At 40.1% G+C, this 12,104-nt stretch carries 11 protein-coding genes; 8 read left to right on the forward strand and 3 right to left on the reverse strand.

The genetic code is table 11. The features are described from left to right. Window positions 1–443: 443 nt before the first annotated feature. Together PL11_RS04450 and PL11_RS04455 are read right to left on the reverse strand one after the other, a co-directional pair. Window positions 444–800 (reverse strand): hypothetical protein, encoded by a 357-nt coding sequence (locus PL11_RS04450; protein WP_035166630.1) that lies wholly within the window; start codon window positions 798–800, stop codon window positions 444–446. 132 nt (window positions 801–932) lie between these two features. Next, window positions 933–1,706, reverse strand: coding sequence for an acetoin reductase (locus PL11_RS04455; RefSeq protein WP_035166631.1), 774 nt, complete (start codon window positions 1,704–1,706; stop codon window positions 933–935). A gap of 273 nt (window positions 1,707–1,979) precedes the next feature. Between PL11_RS04455 and PL11_RS04460 the strand changes: the two genes are divergently transcribed. The 4 genes from PL11_RS04460 to PL11_RS04475 are packed head-to-tail and all read left to right on the forward strand — an operon-like array spanning window position 1,980 to window position 5,241. Next, a complete protein-coding gene (locus PL11_RS04460) occupies window positions 1,980–2,810 on the forward strand; it encodes a PfkB family carbohydrate kinase (RefSeq protein WP_035166632.1) in 831 nt (276 codons plus the stop codon). Between the two features lie 5 nt (window positions 2,811–2,815). Then, complete coding sequence (locus PL11_RS04465) at window positions 2,816–3,382, forward strand: TIGR01440 family protein (RefSeq protein WP_035166633.1); 567 nt, start codon at window positions 2,816–2,818, stop codon at window positions 3,380–3,382. A gap of 8 nt (window positions 3,383–3,390) precedes the next feature. After that, window positions 3,391–3,894 (forward strand): ECF transporter S component, encoded by a 504-nt coding sequence (locus PL11_RS04470; protein WP_035166634.1) that lies wholly within the window; start codon window positions 3,391–3,393, stop codon window positions 3,892–3,894. A gap of 18 nt (window positions 3,895–3,912) precedes the next feature. Further along, window positions 3,913–5,241, forward strand: a complete 1,329-nt coding sequence (locus tag PL11_RS04475; RefSeq protein ID WP_035166635.1) for a C1 family peptidase — start codon at window positions 3,913–3,915, stop codon at window positions 5,239–5,241. Between the two features lie 87 nt (window positions 5,242–5,328). Here the strand turns inward: PL11_RS04475 and PL11_RS04480 are convergent, their stop codons facing one another. Then, window positions 5,329–5,880, reverse strand: a complete 552-nt coding sequence (locus PL11_RS04480; protein WP_035166636.1) for a hypothetical protein — start codon at window positions 5,878–5,880, stop codon at window positions 5,329–5,331. Window positions 5,881–5,994: 114 nt separating this feature from the next. Between PL11_RS04480 and PL11_RS04485 the strand changes: the two genes are divergently transcribed. The 4 genes from PL11_RS04485 to PL11_RS04500 all read left to right on the forward strand — a co-directional run bounded on the left by PL11_RS04485 (window position 5,995) and on the right by PL11_RS04500 (window position 12,086). Beyond that, window positions 5,995–6,975, forward strand: a complete 981-nt coding sequence (locus tag PL11_RS04485) for a LacI family DNA-binding transcriptional regulator (RefSeq protein ID WP_152638996.1) — start codon at window positions 5,995–5,997, stop codon at window positions 6,973–6,975. 251 nt (window positions 6,976–7,226) lie between these two features. Continuing rightward, window positions 7,227–8,585, forward strand: coding sequence for an SLC45 family MFS transporter (locus PL11_RS04490; protein WP_035166638.1), 1,359 nt, complete (start codon window positions 7,227–7,229; stop codon window positions 8,583–8,585). Between the two features lie 14 nt (window positions 8,586–8,599). Further along, a complete protein-coding gene (locus PL11_RS04495) occupies window positions 8,600–10,864 on the forward strand; it encodes a glycoside hydrolase family 65 protein (RefSeq protein ID WP_035166640.1) in 2,265 nt (754 codons plus the stop codon). Between the two features lie 184 nt (window positions 10,865–11,048). After that, complete coding sequence (locus tag PL11_RS04500) at window positions 11,049–12,086, forward strand: zinc-dependent alcohol dehydrogenase family protein (protein WP_035166641.1); 1,038 nt, start codon at window positions 11,049–11,051, stop codon at window positions 12,084–12,086. Window positions 12,087–12,104: the final 18 nt, after the last annotated feature.

A 12,104-nucleotide genomic window follows, 5' to 3' on the forward strand; every position in this document is an offset into this window, starting at 1 on the left:
CATTTTTGATAATTTGCTAACGAAATAAAAAAAGCACTCGTCCCCAATAAGCGTACTTATACGCTTAAGGGACGAATGCTTCGTGTTACCACCCTAGTTCACACCACTTTCACAAGTGGTGCCTCATCGGTACCTGTTGATACCCGGGAAAGTAACGGTTCCTACCGATTATTCTGCGTGAACAGGATAATTACTTTAAGAGCTCATCTTCACCGGCGTCTCAATACCTGTTCTCAGCAATCAGGCTTTCTGTAAAAGATTGTGACGGCTACTCTTCTCTTTAGTCGTTAGCAAATTAAATTTTAATTAAAGATAGTCTCATTTAAAACGAATGTCAACCCTATTTATTAAAAATATTTACGCTTTCATTCGTTGTAATTGTCAGAAGAGCTGATTTGATAGGGTTTGTTTAAAAAAAGCAAGGCTGCTGTTGCAAACCTTGCCTATACTCGTCTACCGACGATAATGAATTTTATAAACATTGATAGTATGGTAATCACCGCAAACACTGTTACCCAAATGTCTAAGTTTACGGCGAGCGTCAAGTCGTATGTTATCAGGTTTAAAATGGCAATCAATCCCAGTGCAACTGCAATCCATCTAACACCGTTCAGTAGCATCATTAACCCCATCACAATTTCAGCAACTCCAGAAACTATCCATGAATATAGTTGGTATTCGCTGGCATTATCAATAATTGTGGGATTTTGGTTCATGTAGCCCTCTAGTAAAACTACGATACCCAATGCAATTAGAACAATGCAGGTACCATATTTTAAAGTAACCTTCGTCTTCTCCATGAATCCATCTCCCAACTTTGATTAAATCAGTCCTTACATAATATTCTGACATGGCTAGAAAATAAATCAATGGCAAATTTCAAATTAAAAAAGCCGGCAAATAGCCGACTTCTTAGGAAAAACATTGTATTTTTATACGTACTTGATCCCGCCATCTACCATGATAGCTTGTCCTGTGATGTAGTCAGCTTTGTCACTAGCTAAGAATGATACTAGGTTAGCAACGTCTGAAGGCTCTTCACCACGTCCTAAAGCGATTCCGGCGAGGTATTGCTTGAGAGATTCACCCTTTGGTACGTTATGGATTTGTCCCATTTCTTCATCGATTTGATCCCACATTGGAGTAAGAACGATTCCTGGACAGTAGGCATTAACAGTAATTTTATCTTTAGCTAATTCCTTAGCGGCTGCTTGGGTTAAACCACGAATAGCAAACTTAGTTGCTGAGTATACTCCAAGCAATTCGAAACCTTCGTGACCAGCAATTGAAGAAGCGTTGATGATCTTACCAGGAGTGCCTTGCTTTTTAAACTGTTCTGCAGCAGCTTGGATACCGTAAATGGTTCCCTTAACGTTAATATCCATAAGAGAATCAATGTGTGCTTGGTCTGTATTACATAGTTGAGCAACGTGGGCAATTCCTGCGTTGTTTACGTAAACATCAAGGTGACCAAGTTTGTCTGCAACTTCCTTAACTCCAGCAAAAACTTCATCGCGAACTGAAACGTCAGTCTTTAAGGCAATAGCTTTGCCACCATTTTCGTTGATGCTATCGGCAACTTTTTGAACTTTATCCAAATGACGACCTGAGAGGGCGACTTGGAAACCGTCGTTAGCAAGCTGACGGGCAATTCCTTCACCGATTCCTTGACCGGCACCAGTAATAAGAGCAACTTTTTCTGTCATGATATGTTTCCTCCATTTATGTGAAATCGTTAACAATCTATGTAAACATTGTAACGCTGATTTAAATTGGGCACAACGATTTTTGTAAAATATTTTCAACAAATAGTTTTAAAAGTGCTTTTTTAGTAAAACCTTTCTATTGCTAACAGAACTTCTTTGACGAAAAGGGTAGCAAATATTCGGGTAACCATTGCCATATAATGCAGAGCTGTTATAATTTTGACATGAAACATTAAAAAATGATGTGAAAAAGTTTAGATTGAGGTTTAGCATTTGTATAAAGATAAGCTAATTTTTATTTCTGAAGATTATTCTGCGGTCGGGAGAATGTCGTTAACTGCTGCCGAAGCAGTCATGTCAGCCTTCGACTTTCCGGTTGTGGGACTGCCAACCCAAATATTTTCGACCCAAACGGAAGGCTTTGGTGAGCCAGTTGCGTTGACCATTGATGAGTGGCAGCAGCAAGCTTTTGAACACTGGGAAAAGGCAAAAATTACTGATTTCTCATCTGGACTGATTGGTTATATTGGGAAGGCGGAGATCGCTGAAAATCTGGTGAACTTCATAAATCATCACACCTTAGATCGGTTGGTTGTTGACCCGGTAATGGGAGATCAAGGTTCGTTTTATCCAGGAATTTTTCCGGAATACGCATCAGCAATTAAGAGGTTAGTAAAAAATGCCGATGTAATTACACCGAATTTATTTGAACTTGGAACCCTGATTGGCCATGAAGTAGAAGATGTCGATGGCGCAATTAACGAGTTGACTGCCAGTACAAATCCAAATCTTCGGGTCGTTGTTACTGGAATTGTCCGCGATAACCAGATCGGTGTTTTATACCGAGATGATTCGGTGTTGAGGTGGGTGGGTAGCCCAAGGGTTGCTGGTCACTTTTATGGAACTGGGGATTTGTTTGCAGCATTATTAACTGGCTATTTAACAGCCGGGTTACCATTTAACCGGTCTGTAGAGTTGAGCCAACGTGGTACTTATCTGGCAGTAGTCAAAACAGCAAACCTATCGGAAAGTTTGCGAAAATTTGGAATGAGTTTATCGGCCACTTTAGCTGATATTATTAACAATATGCAAAGAGAGAAGTGATTGGTATGAGCCTTGAAAATGTTAAAGCGGATTTAGATGCAGTCCTATCAGAGTATTTTGAAGAAGTGAAATACCCTAAAAACAGTTTATTTGTAGTCGGGTGTAGCACTAGTGAAATCCGCGGTGCGTGGAAGGGAACTAGTTCAAGTTTGGATGTTGGCAAGGTAGTTTATGAAACAGTTATGGACTTTTTAATTCCTCGTAAAATTGAAGTCGCAATTCAGGGTTGTGAGCATATTAACCGGTCATTATTAATGGAAAGAGCAACTGCGGACAGATTTGGCTATGAAGAAGTCGCGGTTGTCCCTGCAATGCATGCTGGTGGAGGAACCCAAGTTGCTGCATACCAAGCCATGAATGACCCCGTGGAAGTTGAACACATTCAAGCGTTCGGTGGAATTGATATTGGTGGAACCGAAATTGGAATGCACGTCAAATTTGTTCAGATTCCTATGCGGACCCAGCAAAGAAAAGTTGGCGAAGCTAACGTAACCTGTTTAAAATCACGTCCAAAACTGGTTGGCGGAATTCGCGCCCAGTATGAATTTACTGATAACAATTTAGTGGAGTAGGTGGAAAAATGGAAAATCGAGTATCAAATCATGAACAAATAAAGAAGATGGTGATTGCTGCAGTCTTGATTGCTTTTACAGTGGTGATTAGCCGGGTGTTTATTATTCCGGTGCCAATGACACACGGGTACATTAATCTATGTGACGCGGGGATATTTATTGCTGCATTTCTATTGGGGCCAAAGCTAGGTGGTCTGGTTGGAGGAGCAACTGGTTTCTTGCTAGATTTACTGGCAGGTTATGGGCAATACATGATTTTTTCCCTGATAGTCCATGGTTTAGAAGGATTTTTAGTTGGATTAATCGCAAACCAGAACGCAAACCACCGTTACATTAAAACGATTGCGATGGTGATTGGAGTGGTCGTAATGGTAGTTGGTTACCTAATCACAGATTCACTTCTTTATACTCCTGCTACAGGGTTTGTAGGAGTACCAATGAATATTGTTCAGGGCATCGTTGGTGCAGGGTTTGCAGCAGGGATTTACCCAATCTTGAAGCGAAGAGTATAAATACTGGAGGTTAGATGTATGAGCGTCAATAGTAAAGAATTAAGCGAAGCGGATTTTAAGGAATTAAGAGCGGACGCTGCTAGTCAACCAAGAGCTGATGTGTTAGCTCGAGTAATTACAGCAAATGGGATTAACCAAGCTGCCAAGGATCCTGAGGCAACCGTAAGACTTGATCCAGTGTTTTCGGTGGACCTACAAACCGGTTCGGTTTCTAATCAAAAACAGAGTGGTCGTTGTTGGCTGTTTTCACTATTGAACACATTAAGACACGGTTTTGCTAAGGAATATAAAGTTAAGGATTTTGAATTATCAGAGAAGTACTTATTTTTCTGGGATAAGATTGAACGAGCAAACATTTTTTATGATCGAATGATTGCGACTGCAGGTCGGCCAGTAAATGATCGTGAGGTTACATATTACTTAGATGCCCCCGGTGATGATGGTGGGCAGTGGGGAATGGCTGCTGCGTTAGTCCAGAAGTATGGAGTAGTTCCTGCATCACTTTATCCAGAAACTAATAACGTTGAGAATACTGGGGCACTTAACACGATTTTAAATCGCAAACTTCGTAAGGATGGGATGATTCTTAGAAGTCTTGTTCAGGATGGTCATACCGATGAAGAAATTATTTCAGCAAGGGGCAAAATGTTGAAAGAAATTTACAGAATAGTGGTTTATTCTTTGGGAGTACCACCGACCGCTGTTGAATTTGCTTATCGAGATGATGATAAGAAATATCACAAAGTTTCTGGTTTGACCCCTAAAGAATTTTTTGACCAATATTTTAAGGTTGATCTGGATAACTACGTTGTTTTAACAAATTCTCCAGAAAAGCCATTTGATAAGCTATATTCACTACCATCTTCACAAAACGTTGTCGGTGGAAAACAAGTTGAATTTTTAAATGTTCCGATGGACTACCTAAAGCGGGCAGCAATTGCTCAATTAAAAGCTGGCGAAACTGTTTGGTTTGGAAATGATGTTTTAGAACAGATGGATAGAAAGAGTGGCTTTTTAGACAGCAATCTATACCGTTATTCTGAGCTGTTTGATGTCGATTTAGAAATGTCTAAGGCTGAGAGGCTCGAGTATCACCAAGCAGAGGTATCTCATGCGATGACGCTAACAGGAGTTGACCTTGATGAAGAAGGCAACCCTACAAAGTGGAAAGTTGAAAATTCATGGGGTGAAAAGAACGGTGTGAAGGGTTACTTCACGATGGCCGATAACTGGATGGAAGATTATGTTTATGAAGTCGTTGTTCGCAAAGAATTCTTGACTTCTAGCCAAGAGAAATTGTTGAATACGGCACCAGTTGAACTTCCAGCTTGGGATTCTCTAGCATAGTCAATAAGATGATTGGATAATCAGTCACGTAGAATAACAAAGAGCCTTACAGAAATCCATGATTTCTGTAAGGCTCTTTGTTAACTATTATCTTGGTGTTACTAATACTTGGTTAGTCTGATCTTCGTCCAGATCACGAACGACTTTATAGCCAGCTACATGAAGGTTGGCCTTCTTGTATTTACCGGTAACTTTAGACTTGAATGAAACTGTTTGTTCCATTGGGATTCCAGAAAGTTTGCCCTTCATGTGGATAACGGGGTTACTTGAAGAATTATTCGTGAATGAATATTTCAAAGTACCCTGTTTGTTCAAATCATTAGCACGTTTTGCCTGATTAAAACTCTTGTAGATTTTTGATACACTATAAATTGTAACTGTGTTGTTCTTTTTGTTGAAATGGTAAGCGTCGATTCCGGATTTACTGTTGTAATTGATTTTACCATTCATGTACCAAAGATTATTGCCAGATGTCAAAGCTTGTTTGACAGTTTTTCCAGCAGTGGGATTTTGCATACTTGCTTTGCTGCTATCATTATTGTTGGAAGAACTATTATTTGATTTTTGGCAACCCGCAAGAATCAGTGCGAATGCGGCAAATACAGATAAAAATGCAACCAATGATTTGCTTCTTTTCATAATTATTATCACCTCATGTGTTGAAATTATCACATAAACGGCGCAAAATCTAGTGGAATGACTATTTGTTAAGTAACGACACGAATTTTTAATATTTTCGAAAAAAAATTAATTTTGGAGGACAATAGTTTGGTAACGATTCGAGACATCGCGAACAAATTGGGACTATCTGTATCAACGGTGTCCCGAGCGCTAAATAACAACCCCAGAATCAGCGTTAAAACAAGACGGCTGGTTAGAGAATACGCGGATAAAGTGGGGTATGAGCCAAACTACAACGCCCGAAATTTGACTCTCCAAGAGGCAAATGCAGTTGGGGTGGTATTTCCTGTTAATGAGCGAGTAATTGATAACATTTTTTATGTGGAGTTATTGCGCGGAATCAATAAGCAACTTAATAAGAATAACTTTGTCCTTTCAATCGCCATTGGAGATACTGCAGAGTCCGTAATGGATAGTGTTAGTTCAATGATCAGCCGTGGCAAAATCAAACGGTTCATTATTTTCTACTCACATGCAGGCGATCCTGTTATCAAGCTGATTGATGATGCCCCCGTTGATTATGTCACGATTGGAAAACCAACCCATGGAAACAACTGGCTTTATGTGGATAACGATAACCGAAAAGCGGGAGCGGATGCCAGTCAATTTTTAATTGATAACTTCAACATCAAGCACCCAGTGTTCATTGAATCAACATTTGGTTGGCCATATGAGGAGGATCGGCGGACGGGTTACCTTGAACTGTTGGATAAATTAGGAATCAAGCCGTTAGTGTTTTCAATTCCTGAAGACCAAACGGATAGTGTGGATGAGTTCATTAAAGAGCACCCAGAAATCGATGGGGTTGTGGCTACCGACGATTATACGGGAATGAAATTTTATAAACGGTTTAGAGTGATGAATGACGGCCGCTCAGTTGAAGTTGTCGGCTTTAACGCTTCATTACCTAAAGAGTTAGTTGATGAACACTTCCACTCTGTTAATCTATTCCCTAAAGAAATGGGGAAGGCCGCTGTTGATTTGTTAGTTAAAAATGATCAAGAACAATTATTTGGTGATCAAAGGTTTAGAATTGTTGATCATGAAATCTAAATAAAAATGATGATAAAGACCGGGTAACCGCAGTTAAACTACTGTGATAACCCGGTTTTTATTTTGATATAGAATAATTAGACAACAACAAGACCTTAAAAAAATATTTTATGTAACCGCTACCATTGTTGTAGCAACGGTTCAAACGACTGGTTTAGACCAAAAAAAGTAATGCAAGCGGTTGCAAAAAAATCTAGTCAATGCAATAATGTGTTTGTGTAAAAGTAATGATTAAAATGGAGGGAATTTTAATGGATGAAAAAAGTACGGTAACAGAGCCTAAAACTCATGGATTACCGAAGCTTCCTGCTAGTACGATTTGGATGATCAACTTTGGTTTTCTAGGGGTCCAAATGGCATTCACGTTGCAAAGTTCGCAAATGAGCCGGATTTTCCAAACAATTGGTGCAGATCCAAACAACTTAGGTTGGTTCTTTATTTTGCCACCACTTGCAGGACTAATTGTTCAACCAATTATTGGGTATTATTCAGATAGAACCTGGGCACCTAAATTAGGTGGTCGGCGGCTACCTTACCTAGCTTTAGGTACGTTAATTGCAATTATTGTTATGTGTTTACTTCCTAACTCAGGAAGTTTTGGATTTGGGTTTGCATCAGTTACAGCATTGGTATTTGGTGCCGTAACGGTTGCCCTTTTGGATGTTTCATCAAACATTGCCATGCAGCCATTTAAGATGATGGTCGGGGATATGGTTAACGATGACCAGAAGAGTTATGCATACGGAATTCAAAGCTTCCTATCAAACGGTGGTGCCGTATTGGCTGCCATCTTCCCATTCCTATTTACTGCAACGGGAATTGCTAACACTGCTAAAAAGGGTGTTGTTCCCCAATCAGTTGTTATTTCATTCTATGTTGGGGCTGCACTGTTACTAATTACTAGTTTATTTACAATTCTCCGGGTTCATGAATATGATCCACAAACGTATGCTAAGTACCATGGTATTTCAGAAGATGCTAACTCAACTGGTGGTAACTGGTTTAGCTTATTGAAAAAAGCACCAAAGGTATTCTGGACAGTTTCTTTAGTTCAATTTTTCTGTTGGGTTGCATTCCAATACTTATGGACTTACTCAGCTGGTGCCATTGCTGATAACGTTTGGAACACTACTAACGCTGCTTCATCAGGATATCAAGCCGCAGGTAACTGGTATGGTGTCTTATCAGCTGTTCAGTCAATTGCAGCCGTTGTTTGGTCATACGTATTAGCAAAGGTTCCAAATAACCATCACAAACTAGGTTACTCACTTAGTTTAGGAATTGGTGCACTTGGATTCTTGTCAATCTTCTTCGTTCATTCACAAAGCTTATTGATTGTTTCATATGTTTTCGTCGGAATGGCATGGGCTGCAATGAACACTTACCCACTAACAATGGTTACCAACGCCCTTAACGGTGAACATATGGGAACTTACCTTGGTCTATTCAACGGATCAATTTGTTTACCACAAATCGTTGCCTCACTTGCCAGCTTTGCATTGTTTCCACTTCTTGGTGGTTTACAAGCAAACATGTTCATTTTAGCCGGTATCGTTATGGCACTAGGTGCATTATCAGTTGGATTGATTAAGGAAACCTACAAGGAATAGAAAGGATGCTCACGATGAAAAGAACTTTTGATGTTGAACCATGGAACGTTGTGACTCACACATTCAAAAATGACTCAGAAAATAAGCGACTTCAAGAATCCATGACTAGTCTAGGAAATGGCTACATGGGGATGCGTGGTTTCTTTGAAGAAGATTATTCTGGCGACACACTACCCGGAATTTACCTTGGTGGTGTTTGGTATCCAGATAAAACTCGGGTTGGTTGGTGGAAAAATGGCTATCCTGAATATTTTGGTAAGGTAGTTAACGCAGCCAACTTTATTAAAATGCACGTTAAAATCAATGACGAGAGCGTTGATTTAGCAAAGGATCAGATTTCTGATTTTACTTTGAATCTTGATATGAAGCAGTCACTATTGACTCGTTCATTTGTCGTTACCAAAGGCAATTCAAAAGTCCAATTGACCTTTGAACGTTTCTTAAGTGTTGCTCAACAAGAACTTTCAGTTCAAAGAGTTACTGCCAAGAACCTTGGTTCAAGCGATGTTGCATTGACAATTGATTCAGCAATCGATGCAGACGTTGAAAATGAAGATGCTAATTATGATGAACGTTTCTGGGATGTTTTAGGAACTGAACAAGGAACTGATTCTGGTTACGTCATTTCTAAGACCATTGAAAATCCTTTTGGAACTCCAAGATTTACAGTGGGCATGGAAATGCGTCACGTAACTGACATGACTGCTAAAAAAGTTGCCCAACCAGGGGAAAAAGAAGTAGTTAACGAATTCAGCACTACTTTAGCTGCGGATGCGGTTGCCCAACTTGAAAAACGGGTAATTGTGGTTACGTCACGTGATTACGATTCAGAGGATAAACTATCGGCTGCCATGCATGAACTAAGTGATAAGGTTGCCGGAAAGACTTATCCTGAATTGTTCACTGAACATGCTGATATCTGGGCAGATCGCTGGGAAAAATCAGATATTCAAATTGGTGGCGATGACGAAGCGCAACAAGGAATTCGCTTTAATCTGTTTGAACTGTTCTCAACGTACTATGGTGAGGATGCTCGTTTGAATATCGGTCCTAAAGGGTTTACCGGCGAGAAGTACGGTGGAGCAACGTATTGGGATACTGAGGCGTTTGCGGTTCCCGTTTACTTGGGAATCACGGATCCAGAGGTTACCAAAAACTTGTTGATGTATCGCTTTAAACAACTTGATGGTGCTTACCACAACGCTAAGCAACAAGGATTAAAGGGTGCACTATTCCCAATGGTTACTTTTGATGGAATTGAATGTCACAACGAGTGGGAAATTACATTTGAAGAAATTCACCGTAACGGTGACATTGCATTTGCGATTTATAACTACACTCGTTATACAGGCGACAAGTCCTATGTTCAAAATGAAGGTGCTAAGGTACTAGCAGAAATTTCAAAATTCTGGGCAGACCGGGTTCACTTTAGTGAGCGCAACCAAAAGTACATGATCCATGGGGTTACAGGACCTGATGAATATGAAAACAACGTTGATAACAACTGGTACACCAACATTCTTGCTCAATGGACATTGAAGTACACGCTTGAAATTTTGGACGATGTTTCTCCTGAATGGAAAGCTAAGCTGGATGTCACTGATGCTGATAAGCAAAAGTGGCAGGACATCGTTGATCGGATGTACTTACCATATGATAAAGATTTAAATATCTTTGTTCAGCATGATGGCTTCTTAGACAAGGATCTAAAGCCCGTTAGTTCATTAGGCAAGAATGATTTACCATTAAATCAAAACTGGTCATGGGATAAAATCCTTCGTTCACCATACATCAAACAAGGTGACGTTCTTCAAGGAATTTGGGACTTTATTGATGACTTTACTCCTGAACAAAAGAAAGCTAACTTTGATTTTTATGAACCTTTAACTGTTCATGAATCAAGCTTGTCGGCTTCAATCCACTCAGTATTAGCTGCTGACCTTCACTATGAAGACAAAGCGGTTGAGCTGTATGAAAGAACTGCTCGTCTTGATCTTGATAACTATAACAATGATACGGTTGATGGTTTGCATGTTACCGCTATGACTGGTGGTTGGATTGCTGTTGTGCAAGGCTTTGCTGGCATGCGTGTCCGTGATGATAAATTACACTTTGCACCATTCCTACCAAAGAAATGGGATCACTATGCATTCCGCCAAGTATTTAGAGGGCGTGTGATTGAAGTTACAGTTGATGGTTCTGGCGCATCATTCAAATTGTTGGATGGTGACCCAATTACTATCGATGTTGATGGTAAGGATGTAGAACTTACTAAATAATTTGTTTTAAAAACCGGCTTAGTTTACAAACTAGGCCGGTTTTATATGTCCACAATATAACTATCCGTTATTAAAACACAACGGAATGTTACACATGAAACAATTTAAATTAAGACTGACATTATCGGTTTTAGCGACTACAATGAAGATGAATTTGCATTGAAATTTGGCGGAGATGATTTAAATGAAGTATCAAATTCCAGAAACGATGAGGGCATGGCAAATTACCACGCCTGGAAAGATCGATGGTAGTAAATCACCGTTGGAACTTGTAACTAAGCCGGTTCCTCAACCTCAACGTGGCGAGGTTTTGGTTCGAGTGTTAACGTGTGGAGTCTGCCATACTGACTTACACGTAACGGAAGGCGATTTACCTGTGCACAAAGATCATTTGACCCCAGGTCATGAGATAGTCGGGGAAGTGGTTAAGCAAGGTCCAGAATCTAGTCGATTTAAGCTTGGAGATAGGATTGGAATTCCTTGGTTGCGTTGGACGTGTGGAGTTTGTCAATATTGTCGTTCAGGAAAGGAAAACCTGTGTCCGAACTCTTTGTATACTGGCTGGGATCATGATGGTGGGTATGCGGAGTATGCTACAGTTCCGGAAGGATTTGCTTACCGAATTCCAGATAGATTTGATTCCCAGACGGCTGCACCATTACTGTGTGCTGGAATTATTGGCTATCGGGCCTTTTTAAGGGCTAATATTCCAGCTGGTGGTAAACTTGGACTTTATGGATTCGGTGGCTCTGCTCACATCACGGCTCAATTGGCGATTGATCAAGGAATGGAGGTCCATGTATTAACTCGTGGTGAGGATGCTAAGAAATTCGCACTTAAGCTGGGAGCTAAATCGGTAAATGGAGCGTATGACTTACCGCCAGTTAAACTGGATTCTTCAATTATTTTTGCCCCAGTTGGTGATATTGTTCCTAAAGCCCTTGAAGGGTTGAAACCAGGAGGCACATTAGCGTTAGCTGGAATTCACATGACTGATGTTCCTCAAATAAGTTACCAAGAACATATTTTCCATGAGAAGAACCTGACTAGTGTTGAGAGTAACACTCGTAGCGATGGTGAGCATTTCTTAACGTTAGCTGACCGTTTAGGGATTGAACCTAAAACTACCCCATATCCGTTTGAAAAGGCTGATGAGGCTTTAAGATATGTTTCTAAGGGGGATATTAAGGGTGCTTGTGTGCTAAAAATTGGCGAAAAATAAAAGTTTAAACAAAAAGAG

The sequence above is a fragment of the Lentilactobacillus curieae genome (genome assembly GCF_000785105.2).
GTDB lineage: Bacteria > Bacillota > Bacilli > Lactobacillales > Lactobacillaceae > Lentilactobacillus > Lentilactobacillus curieae.